The 13,612-nt window shown below is 41.9% G+C and carries 16 protein-coding genes; 6 read left to right on the forward strand and 10 right to left on the reverse strand.

Annotation, left to right across the window (positions count from 1 at the left end; genetic code table 11):
* Positions 1 to 2 precede the first annotated feature (2 nt).
* From yccS to FTU29_RS08755, 4 genes are all read right to left on the reverse strand, one after another.
* Positions 3 to 2,153 (reverse strand): YccS family putative transporter, encoded by a 2,151-nt coding sequence (gene yccS, locus FTU29_RS08740; RefSeq protein ID WP_373423597.1) that lies wholly within the window; start codon positions 2,151 to 2,153, stop codon positions 3 to 5.
* Between the two features lie 124 nt (positions 2,154 to 2,277).
* On the reverse strand, positions 2,278 to 2,826 hold the full coding sequence (gene sodC / locus FTU29_RS08745) for a superoxide dismutase family protein (protein ID WP_180084590.1): 549 nt from the start codon (positions 2,824 to 2,826) through the stop codon (positions 2,278 to 2,280).
* A 116-nt stretch (positions 2,827 to 2,942) separates the two neighbouring features.
* Positions 2,943 to 4,064, reverse strand: coding sequence for an AI-2E family transporter (locus FTU29_RS08750; protein WP_180003496.1), 1,122 nt, complete (start codon positions 4,062 to 4,064; stop codon positions 2,943 to 2,945).
* A 150-nt stretch (positions 4,065 to 4,214) separates the two neighbouring features.
* A complete protein-coding gene (locus tag FTU29_RS08755; RefSeq protein ID WP_078192493.1) occupies positions 4,215 to 4,859 on the reverse strand; it encodes a ParA family protein in 645 nt (214 codons plus the stop codon).
* Between the two features lie 132 nt (positions 4,860 to 4,991).
* On the opposite strand from FTU29_RS08755, the gene FTU29_RS08760 reads away from it, so the two are divergent.
* Positions 4,992 to 5,462, forward strand: coding sequence for a Holliday junction resolvase-like protein (locus tag FTU29_RS08760; protein ID WP_078192492.1), 471 nt, complete (start codon positions 4,992 to 4,994; stop codon positions 5,460 to 5,462).
* A gap of 55 nt (positions 5,463 to 5,517) precedes the next feature.
* Positions 5,518 to 6,111 carry a hypothetical protein gene (locus FTU29_RS08765; protein WP_180121412.1) on the forward strand — a complete coding sequence of 198 codons (594 nt, stop codon included), beginning with the start codon at positions 5,518 to 5,520 and terminating at the stop codon, positions 6,109 to 6,111.
* A gap of 47 nt (positions 6,112 to 6,158) precedes the next feature.
* On the opposite strand, the gene FTU29_RS08770 is transcribed toward FTU29_RS08765, so the two are convergent.
* On the reverse strand, positions 6,159 to 6,785 hold the full coding sequence (locus FTU29_RS08770; protein ID WP_180121500.1) for a class I SAM-dependent methyltransferase: 627 nt from the start codon (positions 6,783 to 6,785) through the stop codon (positions 6,159 to 6,161).
* A gap of 283 nt (positions 6,786 to 7,068) precedes the next feature.
* On the opposite strand from FTU29_RS08770, the gene FTU29_RS08775 reads away from it, so the two are divergent.
* Both FTU29_RS08775 and FTU29_RS08780 read left to right on the forward strand, forming a co-directional pair.
* Positions 7,069 to 7,629 (forward strand): hypothetical protein, encoded by a 561-nt coding sequence (locus FTU29_RS08775; RefSeq protein ID WP_111884184.1) that lies wholly within the window; start codon positions 7,069 to 7,071, stop codon positions 7,627 to 7,629.
* Between the two features lie 72 nt (positions 7,630 to 7,701).
* Positions 7,702 to 8,133: a protease inhibitor I42 family protein gene (locus FTU29_RS08780; protein WP_257226911.1), complete on the forward strand. Its 432-nt coding sequence runs from the start codon at positions 7,702 to 7,704 to the stop codon at positions 8,131 to 8,133.
* Between the two features lie 89 nt (positions 8,134 to 8,222).
* On the opposite strand, the gene FTU29_RS08785 is transcribed toward FTU29_RS08780, so the two are convergent.
* Entirely contained in the window at positions 8,223 to 8,555 is a 333-nt protein-coding gene (locus FTU29_RS08785; RefSeq protein ID WP_078192490.1) for a HopJ type III effector protein, read from the reverse strand.
* Positions 8,556 to 8,723: 168 nt separating this feature from the next.
* On the opposite strand from FTU29_RS08785, the gene crcB reads away from it, so the two are divergent.
* Complete coding sequence (crcB, locus tag FTU29_RS08790) at positions 8,724 to 9,107, forward strand: fluoride efflux transporter CrcB (RefSeq protein ID WP_180062842.1); 384 nt, start codon at positions 8,724 to 8,726, stop codon at positions 9,105 to 9,107.
* Positions 9,108 to 9,227: 120 nt separating this feature from the next.
* On the opposite strand, the gene FTU29_RS08795 is transcribed toward crcB, so the two are convergent.
* Both FTU29_RS08795 and FTU29_RS08800 read right to left on the reverse strand, forming a co-directional pair.
* A complete protein-coding gene (locus FTU29_RS08795; RefSeq protein ID WP_078189321.1) occupies positions 9,228 to 9,482 on the reverse strand; it encodes a type B 50S ribosomal protein L31 in 255 nt (84 codons plus the stop codon).
* 107 nt (positions 9,483 to 9,589) lie between these two features.
* Entirely contained in the window at positions 9,590 to 10,888 is a 1,299-nt protein-coding gene (locus FTU29_RS08800) for an AarF/ABC1/UbiB kinase family protein (protein WP_180121414.1), read from the reverse strand.
* Between the two features lie 201 nt (positions 10,889 to 11,089).
* On the opposite strand from FTU29_RS08800, the gene FTU29_RS08805 reads away from it, so the two are divergent.
* Entirely contained in the window at positions 11,090 to 11,302 is a 213-nt protein-coding gene (locus tag FTU29_RS08805; RefSeq protein WP_078189319.1) for a DUF1737 domain-containing protein, read from the forward strand.
* A 361-nt stretch (positions 11,303 to 11,663) separates the two neighbouring features.
* On the opposite strand, the gene FTU29_RS08810 is transcribed toward FTU29_RS08805, so the two are convergent.
* Both FTU29_RS08810 and FTU29_RS08815 read right to left on the reverse strand, forming a co-directional pair.
* Positions 11,664 to 12,089 carry a hypothetical protein gene (locus FTU29_RS08810; RefSeq protein ID WP_180121415.1) on the reverse strand — a complete coding sequence of 142 codons (426 nt, stop codon included), beginning with the start codon at positions 12,087 to 12,089 and terminating at the stop codon, positions 11,664 to 11,666.
* 123 nt (positions 12,090 to 12,212) lie between these two features.
* Entirely contained in the window at positions 12,213 to 13,571 is a 1,359-nt protein-coding gene (locus FTU29_RS08815; RefSeq protein WP_373423598.1) for an MATE family efflux transporter, read from the reverse strand.
* Positions 13,572 to 13,612 lie beyond the last annotated feature (41 nt).

A 13,612-nucleotide genomic window follows, 5' to 3' on the forward strand; every position in this document is an offset into this window, starting at 1 on the left:
TTTTATTTAATTTCCGCCTGAATCAGCTGTGTTCGAAGCTGAATCAGTTCGGCTAATGTTTCTAATAATAAACTGATTTGCTTGAGCACCAGTTGTAGGTGATTAGACCGCATTTCTTCAGTGCTGAGTGTTTTAATTTCAAAGAGTTTTTGCTGAATTTTCTCAGGGTTGAGCGGTTTTTGCTGAATTAAGACGTCGTCTAAGGTGCTTTGACACCATTGCAGCAGTTCAAGGACTTGTTGGTCTTGTACCTGTTCACGGTGGCTCCCCAATGCCGAAATATAACTGAGCTGACTATGGCTATAGACCAAATAGCGAAAGGCGTGTTGTATTAGGTTCTGGTCAGGATCAGGTTCCGTACTTAAACTTGAAATCATGCTCGATAGTTCAGTTTGAGCATTATGGGCTGAACGACGGGCACGCCGATAATCAATGCTATTGGTTTTCCCATGGAGATATTGCTCAACTACGGCATCAAAATAATGCAAGGTCGCAGCAGAGCTTTTTTGAATGGTCTTGGAAATATTGCGAAAGTCCCAATCTGGCCAAATAACATTTACCGCAAACCATGCAATAAAACAGCCGAGTAGGGTATCAACAATACGCGGTAAAATAACCGCATAACCTGCGCCTTTTAAATTAAAAATCAGCAAGACCATTAAGGTTGCCATGAGGGTCGCCATAGCATATTTTTTGGCACTCAGATAGAAAAAGCATACGCCAAAAATAATCGTCAGTAGTAATTGACCTTCGACACTCGGCACAAAATACAAAATAGGAATGCCAAGTAAGACCCCTAATATGGTTCCCAAAGTCCGCATTTTTAAACGACTTTTGGTCGCAAAATAACGCATCTGACAGACAAATAAACTGGTCAATAATATCCAGTAGCCATTTTTGGCAAAGGGCAGTAGCGAAATGGCATAGCCCATCGCAAAGACAAAAGCGATGCGAACAGCATGGCGAAATAAGGCAGATTCTGGACTCAAATGCTGTTTCAGTTTGAGCCATAAATCGTGCAAACCGTGAATATCGTCATCGAGTAAATTGAGGTTGTCGATATGCTGCTGATAGGCCTGTTGCTGTGAATGATCTAAATCCTGCACATGCGAAAAGCGTTCTTGCACACTGTCCAAATTACTCAAGATCAGCTGTAGATTTTTCACTTCTATATTTTGCGGATTATTGGCCATCCACTCCTGCAAAGAGGCATGCAAATGTGCCAGTGCTTGCGCGGTAATGGGATCAGGCTGATAGGGCTGCCGATGCAAAATACAATAGGCCAACTGTTGGCAAGCCTGTGCTTGTAATCGAATATTTTTTTGAAAACGGAAAATTAAATCAGTACGGCTAAAATTTTGATGAATTTGTTCGTAGTGTAAATAATTCGCACTGGCCTGTTCGTGAATATCTTGTGCCAAGAAATATAAATTCAGCCAGTAGATGGTGTTTTTATTTGCTCTTGAGGCTTTTAAACGGGTGAGTAAAGAAGCTTTGGTCGTATTTAAACTCGGGATGACATCACTGTTTTTGAGTGATAATTCATACAGTAAGTGTTCCACATTGTCGACATTATCTGGGTCAAATAAGCGTGCTTTTGCATTCAGTACTTCGGCGATTTGTAAAAAACAACGCGAGAGATTGTCTTGTACGGGTAGGGTGGGTTTAATCAAGTAAAAGAGAATTGAGGTGAAGCCATACCATAAAGCCCCTAGAACAAAGCAACTGGGTTGAAAATACCAGGTCTCATATTCGCCCAAGCCGAACATGGTATAAATCGATAGTAAAATCGTGCCAAAAGATATCGTGGCATAGCGTTGCCCCAAAGCCCCCAATAAAATAAATCCTGCACTGGACAGTGAAAGATACAAGATAAACAGCAGCTTATAGGGATAGAGAAAATCTAAAATACTACTGACACTAAAGAAGAGTACGCAGACATAGAGCAAATTACGCAGTCGGATGCTGAGTCGGTCATCAAAGTCGGTGAGTGCAGTGGCAATCGCACCTAAGGTGACGGGCACAATAAAACTATGAAAACCGAGAAAATATAATCCGAGCGTGGTGCCACTCAAAACAATACAAATTTGCAGGCAATACATAATGATTGCACTGGATTGAAACTGTTGAAACCAAGAGAGTCGCGTGTTCACAGAGTTATGAAGTATTCGAATGATTTTGTAAATTAGACTGAGCTTTTTTCTGTGAACTGTCAATTTTTATTCAATAGAAAAGCGGACTTAAAGTCCGCTTGTTCAAATCTATATGCAAGGTCGATTATTGAATCACACCACAGGCAATACGGTCACCGCCACCGCCTAGAGGTTTAGGGTCGTCAGAGTAATTATCACCACCAGCATGGATCATGATGGCTAAGCCTTGTACATCCGCCAATTTCAAACGTGGTGCAATTAAATTCACTTTTGCTGTGCCATCGGTTTGAACTTGAAGGATCGGTAAGTCACCCAAGTGACCTGTTAGCGGCGTACCGTGGTGAGGTGCAGCTTTAGGGTTAAAGTGACCACCTGCAGCAAGAGCAGCACCTGCTTTTCCATCTTTTTCAGCTGGGGCACAAGAGCCTTTTTCATGAATATGGAAACCGTGTGGACCCGGAGGAAGCTGGGTTAAATTGGTATGAATAACCAAGCCAGCAGGGCTATCAACCAAGTTAATTTGACCGATGCTTTGACCAATACCTTGAGCAGTCACGGCATTGACCGTCACGGTTTTTGCATTCAGACCTGTTGAAGTCGAGGTACTCGCACAGCCTGTAAACATCAGGGCACTGACCGCAGCAAGCGCACCGAATTTAAATAGTGAAGACATGTTTGGCATCCTGTCTGTTTTTATGGAGTTTCAACCATTGAAACAGATGCGGATACAGGATGACAGATAATTTAAGTATTTGATTGTAATATTTGTTTAATGAATTCAAGCCCGAATTAAGGTTGTTCAGGCTTATCATCCATATTGTCTAAGTTATGTGCCAATGTTGCTTTGGGCATCATGACGGGTTCAATTTGGGTTTCATGCAACCATTCACGCCAAATGGCTAACAATACTGCCAAAATCACTGGGCCGATAAATAAACCAACAAGACCGAAACTGGCGATCCCACCTAAAACACCAAACATGATTAATAAGAATGGAATCTGCGTTGCCCCTGAAATCACTAAAGGACGAATCACGTTATCGGCCGTACTCACGATACAAACACCCCAAGCCATGACGCCAATGGCTTCAATGGTTTGACCTTGTGAAAATAACCACAACGACACAGCGGTATATGAAATCGGTGGGCCAAACGGAATCAGTGCCAACATGAAGGTAATGATGGTTAATAACATTGGGTTAGGCACATCGGCAACAAAATAGCTGACACCGGCAAGTAAAGCTTGGGCAATGGCGGTGAGACCGATGCCATACACTACGGCACGTGTGGTATCCGAGATGGTGGCAAGATAATGATGAATACGTGGCCCAATGACCATTTCGAGGGCTTTACTGACCTGACTTAAAATGGTTTGACCATCACGATAGAAGAAAAATAAAGACATCACAGCAAAACACAGCTTAAAGATATTTTTACTGACTTCGCCGACCAAAACTTTACCGTAGTTCAAATGCCCCTGAATCCAAATTTGTACCGATTGAATAATACTGTTTGGGTCATTGTTCAGTTCATGCAGGGTACGACTGACTTCTTTACCAATAAACGGTAGTTGGCGAATAAAATCAGGCACATTGACATGACCTGAGAAGACCTGCTTTTGTAATTCAAAATACAAGTTACGGCCTTCATGTTGTAGCAAGAAGATCGCAAAAATCACCGGCAGACCCACCACGAGCACCACCAGTAAGATCATCAGCGCCGCACTTAGATTTGCACGATTGCCACAAAAACGATGCACCGATTGATACAGCGGCCATGTCATATAGGCAATAATCGCTGCCCAAACAACAGGCACAATAAAGTATTTGAGTACGCTAAAGCTCAAAAAAATCAGGATAAAAAATAATCCGAACAATAAGACTTTTTGTAATGTAGGTGCGAACGTTGGCAATGCGTGCTCTGATTTTTTCATCATGTTGTGTTCAATCTTAACCGAAAAAAAAGCTCCCGAAAACGAGAGCTTGTTAACTTATGGTGAATATCTTTCAGGCTAGATCCTTGCAAGATTGGCCTTTATATCAGCAAAATGTGGAATGATGGGTTAAAACCACTCGGCTTCGTCTTCAATAATGGCATTGAGCACAGGTTGCCATTGTTGCTGCATGCCGAGGTACAATTTTTGCGTTTTATCAAAAACCGAAAGACCTTGCATGGCAAGTTGACCATAAGCGGTACGTTCAGAAATCCAAGCAACGGGCTGTTGTTCAACTTTATTGAAAAAATCTTGAATTTCTTTGGAATGAGCAGAATTGGGTTTGACACGATTTGCCAACAATAGGATTTGGACTTTACCTTTACGAATCCGCTTAATTTCTTGCAAATGCTTTAAAAAACGACGGGTCGAGTCGATGTCGAAGAAAGATGGTTGTAGCGGGGTAATGATGGCATGAGCTTCACTCACCAACTGATCTGCATGTTCACCCGATAACGCACCCGGTGCATCGATAATTAGATATTCAATCCCTTTCGGCACATCACCAATCGATTTTTCATGACGCCAATCTAGGCTCTGAATTGGGGCTGCAGTCTCTGGGCGCTGTTTGAGCCATTGACGTGCAGACTTTTGATTGTCAGCATCTGCCAAGGCCACTTTATAACCTTTTTGCGCAAGTGCAGAGGCTAAACTGATTGCTGTGATGGTTTTGCCACAACCACCTTTTTGATTGGCAATTAATATCGTTTTCATCGACCTAAATAGATTTTATTCTGCTCATCCCTAGCATATCATTGTTTAATGCGGGGAATATGACAAAGAACCAAAGTCTAAGTTTTTTCTATACGTTTCGCTGTAATATATTAAAAAGATTAGGAATTTTAAATGTCTGTCTGGATGGCCATGCTCATTGGCGCGTGTATTGGGATTGTACTGACCACCTTAATTTTAAGTGGCAGTCGCAATGGAAGGATTAAGGCAGAATACGAGCAATATATTGCAGAACTAGAATTGGAACATCAGCAGGCCTTGGCCCATGCACAAAAACGCAGTGTAAATACCAGTCGTGCTGTTTTAAAAGGCAAAATGGCCGAACAAATGGCGCCGATCATGCCTGAATTTCAGTATTTACCTAGCGATGCAAAGTTTCTCGGTGACCCGATTGATTATGTGGTTTTTGATGGCTATACCGACTTTCGTGATGGTGATGGACTTGCTGAAGACATCGAAGTGGTGCTGATTGATATTAAAAGTGGTGGCGCACGTTTGACCAAAGGGCAACAAGCGATTGCTCAAGCCATTGCCGAAGGGCGAGTACGTTTTGAAACCATCCGAATTGATTTTGAGCATATTTAAGCTCGCGTGACTCAGCCTCAGAACCGTCGAAAAGTAATAAGGACAGAATATCCACATGGAAAAACTCTTAGCGACTGCAGCCGTTTTTGCGCTCATGCTGTGGATATGGTCTGAATATTTTCGTGCCATTCCACATTTAGAGCAAACTGGTGTGCTGAAAAATTTTCAGGTCACACCGACTCAGGCATTTTCCGGTGAATATTTGCTGTTGGATAAACGCTACTACAGTGCGAGTAGTCGTACATTACATCCGGCCGCACCGACCGTGGTGGGTGGCTTTCAAGACTTGGCCTATGTCAGCAATATTGATTTGCTACTGGGTTCAGGCGCAAATGATTTCCAGTCTTTAAAATATCATCTTGAATGGTCGCAGCAGAACCGCTGTTTTAACGTACAAGCGAAAAATGTACCCTCGACACAAGTTAAACAGCTCAAGTCTGAATTGCAAAATGTCAGTGTGATTGCTCAATCCGAAGACGTTGCAAATCGTATTCGTCGTTTAAAATCAGGGGATCGTGTGGAGATTTTGGGTGCATGGGTGGATGTACATTCCATCAAAACAGGGAAGTCGTATAACACCTATAATGTGTTGAATAAAAAGCCCTGTCATATCCTAAAAATTAATGCCATTCGATTAATCAAAGACTAGGTATTTTTATCTAGATTTGATTGTGCTTAAACATGGCCTTGGAAGCTTTAACTCAACTTCCGTGCGCGGGCGAGCAACATGCGCTGTCCAATTTTTGGAATGCCTTCAGCATCAAAATACTGCGTTTCAAAACATTCAAACTGGGCATCTTCAAGCAACTTTTGCATATTACGATCCAGATGACAGCCATCCGCGACTTTCTTTTGAATGGGTGTGAGTAAATGCTGTAACTGCTTAATTTTTCGATTTTCATTGTGTTGTACATGCTCAACCAAATGAAATGTCCCTGTTGGTTTAAGGACACGGTAGATTTCTTCAAGCGCAGTTTCAATATCGGCAATGCTGCATAAGGTCCATGTACTCACGACATGATCTAGACTTTCATCTGCAAAGGGTAATTTTTCAGCACCAGCTAAAATATGCTGTACCTCAAAAGGTGCTGCATGTACACGTTCAGCAGCTAAATGAAAAATATCGGGATTGGGCTCAAGGGCAAAAACCGTATCGACATTTTGATAAAGCGCTAAATTCAAACCTGTACCAAAGCCAATTTCGAGCACCTCACCAGATACGGCTAACAGGATTTCGCGTCGTTTATCCATCAAGCTTGGTACTTGCATGACTTGATTTAAAAGATGCGGAAAAATGTGTTGTTGATAAAATTTATAAATCATAGCGGGCATTATTGTTGGCTTTTTTTAAAGTGTAAATCATGTCGTGGAGCATGAATATGGGCCAATTGACTGAATAACAGCATTTTGTTACCAAGTTCATAAGGTTTATGCAGACTGTGTGCGTAATATAGAGTTACAACTAGTAAAAACGACATTCATCACGCTCAACCTACGGGATTTTAAGCTCATGTTCAGGTTGGGGCATTATGTATAGATGAAGTCGGCTCAATTGCAGAATGAAAATTGAGTAATGTGAAGTATTACAGGGTAAGAGGATAACGCGATGATCAAGCGAATTGCATTAAGTACTGTGCTTGCAGGCTTTTTATTGAATGTCGGTGTCCAAGCGTCTTCAGATTATAATATTGCTAAAGGCTTAGCACCTGTTGCCAAAGGCCAGTCGATTTCTACCTTGAAAGAATTTAAAGGTGATTTCCGAATTTTAGGTTCTAAAACCTATCAAACAGATGAACAAGCAAAATTTTCTCCGATTGATTATGCGGTCAGTTGGGGCTTATTTGCAGAGCCAGAAATTGCTCGTACGATTTCAGTCAATCAATATGACCGTTTCTTAAATTGGAAAATGGATCGTGTTCCTGTACCGCAAAAGCAAGCCATGATGATGGTGTCGAATATGCACATCATTCCTGCAAACCCGCAAATTGCTAAACAAATTACTCAAGTAAAACGTGGCGATCTTGTGCGTTTAAAAGGGGATTTGGTTGAGGTGAAAGACAAAGATTTGGTTTGGACTTCATCTTTGACCCCAACAGATACGGGTGATGGGGCTTGTGAAGTTTTTCGTGTAAGTTCGATTCAGTGGATTGAAAAAGTCAAAGGCTAAACTTCGATTACATCGAGATCGTATTGAAATCGGTGTGCATTAGATTCAAGGTAAAATAATTTGATGATGAAAATGATGATAAAGAAACAGCTTATTTTGAGTCTAATGTTGGCGAGTGGTTTGGCGCTTGGTGGATGTACCAGTATGAGTTCAACTGTAGATGGGAAAACCCATGTATTTACTGAACAGCAAAGTTGTCCGACCTTGCTTGAGATGGATCGTGGACAAACTTTAGAAGTACTGTTAAACGAAAATCCAAGTACCGGATATGTATGGTCTTTGGCTGAGCAACCGAAACTTTTTAAAGTTGAAGAAGTGTTTCAATCAGCTCAACAACAACAAGCTGCTGCTGCAGATGCGACACCAGTGCTTGGTGTCGGTGGTCAAAAAACTTATCGTTTTACCGCAACGACTGCGGGTGAAGAATTACTACATTTGAAGCATGCACGAGCTTGGGAAAAAACCGCGATGGCTGAATGGACTTGCAGAGTTCGAGTATCTTGATTTGAACCAATGATGAAAAGATAAAAAAGCCAGTATTTATACTGGCTTTTTTATTGCAGATGAACTGATTTAAAACGTCCACGTATGCATTATTTCGCGCTCAGCGCTTGACCGTCAAATTGAATACCTTCCCAACCATTTTGCATAAATTGGCGAATGTTTTGGTGGTCAGTTGCGTCTGGTGTCGCCAAAACAGCAGCATAATGTTCAGCAAAAAGACTTAAGGTTTCAGCTTGGTTTAGACCATTCAATTGGGCAAAAGAAAATACTTTGGCACTGCCTTGGTTTTCAGTCGCTGCATTGGCTTGTTTGCCATTGGTAAAAGCAGTTGGTGTGTGGTTATAACGCGCTTCAATAAATGCAATCACATCTGAAAATTTCGCAGTCCCTGCTTGAAGTTGATCTAATAATTCCTGAGCCATAATGTCCTCTTTCAATAAAAAATACCGCAAAGTGTTGCAGACTATAGCAAGCTTTGGCCCAAACATTTAACACTATTTGCGTAAATTAAATGCGTGTATATTGAAGGGCGACCTTAGGCAGACTGTTGCCTAAATTGTAGATACCAATGATGTTGAAGTAGGACAACTATGAACTGGCTTTTGGTCGCATGTGGCGGCGCAATTGGAGCAACACTTCGCTATGCAGCAGGACTGTTATTGGCCAAGCCAACAGTACTCTTTCCATGGGCTACATGGTGGGTGAATATTTTAGGTTGCTTTTGTGCAGGTGCGTTCTTTGCATTTAGCCAAAAATATCCCGTTCTACAAAATGAAGCACGCTTATTGCTTATGGTCGGGATCTTAGGTGGCTTTACCACATTTTCCAGTTTCGGCTTAGAAACCTTTCAACTGCTCAGACAAGGGCAAAGTGGGCTGGCATTTAGTTATGCCATTTCCAGTGTGGTAATTGGTGTCATCGTATTGGGGCTAGGATATTACTTATTTCAGTCGATTTTAAAAATAGATGTTTAAAACAACGTTTGAAAACCACAAAATTTCAGACATAAAAAAAGAAGCTCAGGCTGGAGGAGGGGAACCCTGAACTTCTTTAATGTTTTAATTTTAAAAGAAAAAACTTAATCTAAACTGAACTTATTGTGAGCGTTTGAAACGCGCAAAGCGTTTATTAAAGTTCGCAATACGTCCTTCGTTATTCACTTGGCGTTGTTCACCTGTATAAAAAGGATGTGATGCACTTGAGATATCGAGCGTCACATAGGGATAAGTTTTGCCTTCAAACTCTTTGGTTTGATTGGTGCTTAAGGTACTGCCAATCACAAAAAAGGCATTGGCATTGGTGTCATGAAAGAGTACTTCACGGTATTCGGGATGGATGTTGGCACGCATTCTTCTGTTCCTTAAATTTATTGATTAAAGAAATGTTATAACATAACAATTGAAAATGCAAATATTGTCTGAAATTCATCAGGCAATCATCAGCGCTTCATGTTTTCTTAAGCGCTAGGTGGGACCAACTCATCAAAGAGATCATTGAGATTGTCATTCACTTTCAAATGAATCAAATTCCAATAATGTCCTGAAACAGTCCGGTTCACCATCAGGGTATCCGGTGATGGTTTAAACACATCCCAGTATTTAAGAGAAGGCTTAATTAATTCTACCCCGTCATGGTGTGCTGAGTTTTCAGCAAAGTCGTATTGTGTGGTCAGCGGACGCATCAGTACTTCAAGCCATTGCTCATACAACTCCGTAGGGAATTTACCGAGTTCATTGAGTGAATGTAAGGCATCGAGTTGCTGTTCCATCAGTGGAATATCGTGCTTGCGTGCAGCATTGATCAATTGCTTAAAGTGCGACACGATTTCAGGAGACAGGGTTTTCACACCGCCGTAGTCATATACGATGACTGAACCATCTTCACGAAAGGCGAAGTTGCCCGGATGTGGGTCACAGTGGAAACGTTTAAGGAAGAAAATTTCACGGCCAATGGCACGGAATAACCGTCTTCCCAAGGCATTTCGTGTTTCTTGTGACCATGTGCTGGCAGTTTCTATACTGTCGCCAAGCTCTAGACTTAGAGTCAAAATATGACGTGAAGAATAATCTTTATAGACCTGTGGAATGATGATTTTGTCATCCAGCGCACAATGAAACGCACGGGCCACATCTAAGTTTTGCGCTTCAATTTCATAGTTCAATTCGTTGTCTAAACTGTCCTGAATTTCACGAAATAGCTTGTCTTGTAACTTCCGATCAATTTTCAATACGCCCATCAGACGAAGTGCAAGCCGAACTTGTTTTAAGTCACTTTCACAGGCTTCTTCGACACCCGGATATTGCACTTTCACCACCACCTGCTGACCATTAGGTAACACGGCTTTATGCACCTGCCCAATGGATGCAGCGGCAAAAGGTTGTTCTTCAAAACTTTTAAAAATTTGCGCGAGGGGTTTGCCGAGTTCTTGTTCTACTTGGGCCTTAATTTCAGCAAAGGGCATGGCTGGTGCTTGGCGTTGTAATTTACTAATGGCTTTTGCGACTTCAGGTGGAAAAATGTCTTTGTACTGCGAGGCAATTTGTCCGACTTTCATCACCGCACCTTTCATTTCACCCAAAGTGTCTGCAATTTGCAGACCGATGTCCTGAAAAAGTTTACTGCGAGATGCATTTTTCTGTTCTTCGTCGGCAGTGATATTGCGGATGGAATTGGAAACGGTTTTAGTAGCAATGCTTGCCGTCATACTGGCAAGTTTCATAAAGCGACGACCCGGTGTGCTAGCCGTTTTTGCCATGTGATGTTCCTCAAGATCATCATTTATTATCTAATACCGATCATAGGCGACAAAACACAAACTGCCTACTTTAAATTGTTAAGACTTTATTTCCATTGATAAAATTATGGGCAAAAATGTAAATACTGAAAATAATTCAGGCAAATTTAAGCCACGCGCTGAATGGTTTAAAATATCGCGTCACTAGAAGAGAACTGAACGATGAAAGTGTATCGCTATTTAACCGGTAAAGATGATGTCAATTTCTGTGCCCGTGTGACCAAAGCTTTAAATGAAGGCTATGAATTGTATGGCTCACCAACCATGAGTTTTAATGGGACAGATGTGATTGTCGGGCAAGCGATCGTGAAAGACGTAGAGGACGACAGCCAAGTGCCACAAGGTTTAAAAAATGCCATCGAGGCGCTTAATTAGTTGGTTTTGGTGCTTTGCTTGCTTCACTGATGTTATGCATGTAAAAGTATTTACGCATTTAAAAAAAGATTTTCAATTCTATTCTTTAGAGTCTTTCATCCAGGGATTGAATAAAGGGATTAGCCTTCAGCTGGAGGTACTCTTACGAAACGTTGTTTCTCATTCGGCAAAATGAGAAGCGTGCTTCGCAAGGAAACCATCTTGCGGTGCAATGCACCTTACCGACAAAACTCGTTCGCTAGCGTCTAATTATTTAAAGTATCGCAAAAACATTTTTGATTAGAGGTAGTCCTGTCTCAAACAATTGCAGATGACTTTTTCGTGTATAGTTCTTTTTTTGAATCAAATTGAGCAACTGATGTCACTCCGTAACATCAGTTGCTTCAGTTTTTTCGAGTTCTAAATGTGGACTGAGATATTTGCTGCATTGATTATGGTGTAAATTTTCATTCAAGGTGATAAGGTTTTGCGTCACGATAAAATCCTGATCATCCGCAGAGACAAACTTTTGATTGGCCTTGATGAAGTCCTGATAGGTGTATGCCATACCAGTCTGCTGACAACTTAATTTTAAACGTGTGGTATATGAGTCCGCTTGTTGTTCATGATAAAAGCGAAAGGCTGTCCAAAGTGCTTGATTGATGTAATCAAATTCGGGTTGTGATTGGACTTTGATAGGTGCGTGATATAAAGGAAATTCATGTCGGTTGATCGTTTGTTCAGCTTGTAGTGACATGGAGAAGCCCAAGCTCAGACAGAGACTGATCGAGCGAAATACATGGGACATGTTTATTTTCCTCTTCTTCGTGCTTTTTATTTATGGCATTGCTATGCAGGGTGTTAATTTGCATTAATCTTCTGCATAGCGTAGCCGTATTTTTAAGTAACTTTTTAGATGATTTTTTAGGGCTTATCCCGCATGTGCTAAACGTTTATTCATCATAAATAAACGTGTAAGTAGCAGTATACAGGCGACAGTCAGACCCACAATTAGGCCAATCCAAACGCCTGCAGCACCAGTCGTGGTGAAGCGTGCAAGATAGATCCCGACAGGGAAGGCAATGATCCAATACGCGATCATGGTGATCCACATCGGCCCTTTAGTGTCTTGCATGCCGCGTAAACACCCTGCGGCACTGACTTGCCATGCGTCCATCAACTGATAGGCAATCGCGAACAAGACCAAATATACTGCAAGCTGAGTCACATCATAGTCATTGGTATAGAGTGACACAATTTCATTACGTAAAAGCCAAAGCAGCAACATGGTAATCAGGGCAAATACCGTCCCTGTCAACATACCGACTTTCTGGACTTTTCGCATCGCTAGCCAGTTCTTTTCCCCATAATAGGTACCGACCCGAATGGTCAGCGCAATCGCCAGTGACATGGGAATCATAAACAATTGCGAGGTAATCGAAATGGCAACTTGATGCGCGGCAATGGTGACTTCGCCCAAGGGACTCAAAACAATAGCGGCTGTACTAAAAATACTGACTTCAAAGAAAATGGCTAAGCCAATGGGAAAGCCAAGTTTTAAGATACGTTTGATCCATTCACTGTTCATTTTTTCAAAAGCAGCGAAAGGTTGGGTTTTTTGATAGGCCGCTCCTTTGAAAACGTACATCGCCAAAGCAAAGAACATTAACCATTGCAAAATCGCGGTGGCAAAACCACATCCTGCAGAACCTAATTCAGGGACTGGGCCTAAACCATACATAAAAATAAAATTCAGTGGAATTAACACCAATAAGGCCAGCAGACTCAGCACAGTGACTGGACGCGGATGCCCCAATGCTTCTGAGTAACCACGTAAAGCTGCGTACATGGTGACAGCAGGCATACCTAAACTAATCGCATGTAGAAATAAACTGGCTTTGGGAAGCAAGGCCTCAGGTACACCAAGTACAGGAAGTAAAAGCGGCATTGCCTGTAAAACCAGTGCAGCGATAATGCCAAGAAACAACGCAACCCACAAAGACTGACGGGCGATGGTGGCAATTTTTTCAGGCGTCCGAGCACCATTGGCTTCGGCCACCAATGGGGTGGTGGCAATCATAATGCCGCTGAACAGCAGCATGACTGGTATCCATAAGCCGACCCCGACCGCAATGGCTGCAAGGTCATTGGCGGACATGTGTCCAGCCATGATGGTATCAATGAGACCAAATCCCGCTTGCGCAAACTGCGTGATCAATATCGGGATCATTAAATGAAACAGTTGTTTTAATTCATACTTGCTGCTTGTTACAGCCGTGACAGTAGACACAGAATGTACTCATTTCTTGTGAGGTGCTTAGGAATGAGGTC

Origin of the sequence: Acinetobacter sp. YH12086, assembly GCF_013419345.1 — a bacterium.
GTDB lineage: Bacteria > Pseudomonadota > Gammaproteobacteria > Pseudomonadales > Moraxellaceae > Acinetobacter > Acinetobacter amyesii.

Excerpts from the sequence above, each read along its gene's own strand:
- FTU29_RS08800 (WP_180121414.1), bottom strand. The coding sequence starts at position 10,888 with ATGGCAAAAACGGCTAGCACACCGGGTCGTCGCTTTATGAAACTTGCC.
- FTU29_RS08760 (WP_078192492.1), top strand. The coding sequence starts at position 4,992 with ATGTCTGTCTGGATGGCCATGCTCATTGGCGCGTGTATTGGGATTGTA.
- FTU29_RS08775 (WP_111884184.1), top strand. The coding sequence starts at position 7,069 with ATGATCAAGCGAATTGCATTAAGTACTGTGCTTGCAGGCTTTTTATTG.
- FTU29_RS08785 (WP_078192490.1), bottom strand. The coding sequence starts at position 8,555 with ATGGCTCAGGAATTATTAGATCAACTTCAAGCAGGGACTGCGAAATTT.
- FTU29_RS08765 (WP_180121412.1), top strand. The coding sequence starts at position 5,518 with ATGGAAAAACTCTTAGCGACTGCAGCCGTTTTTGCGCTCATGCTGTGG.
- crcB (WP_180062842.1), top strand. The coding sequence starts at position 8,724 with ATGAACTGGCTTTTGGTCGCATGTGGCGGCGCAATTGGAGCAACACTT.
- FTU29_RS08810 (WP_180121415.1), bottom strand. The coding sequence starts at position 12,089 with ATGTCCCATGTATTTCGCTCGATCAGTCTCTGTCTGAGCTTGGGCTTC.
- FTU29_RS08805 (WP_078189319.1), top strand. The coding sequence starts at position 11,090 with ATGAAAGTGTATCGCTATTTAACCGGTAAAGATGATGTCAATTTCTGT.
- FTU29_RS08795 (WP_078189321.1), bottom strand. The coding sequence starts at position 9,482 with ATGCGTGCCAACATCCATCCCGAATACCGTGAAGTACTCTTTCATGAC.
- sodC (WP_180084590.1), bottom strand. The coding sequence starts at position 2,826 with ATGTCTTCACTATTTAAATTCGGTGCGCTTGCTGCGGTCAGTGCCCTG.
- FTU29_RS08780 (WP_257226911.1), top strand. The coding sequence starts at position 7,702 with ATGATGATAAAGAAACAGCTTATTTTGAGTCTAATGTTGGCGAGTGGT.
- FTU29_RS08770 (WP_180121500.1), bottom strand. The coding sequence starts at position 6,785 with ATGATTTATAAATTTTATCAACAACACATTTTTCCGCATCTTTTAAAT.
- FTU29_RS08755 (WP_078192493.1), bottom strand. The coding sequence starts at position 4,859 with ATGAAAACGATATTAATTGCCAATCAAAAAGGTGGTTGTGGCAAAACC.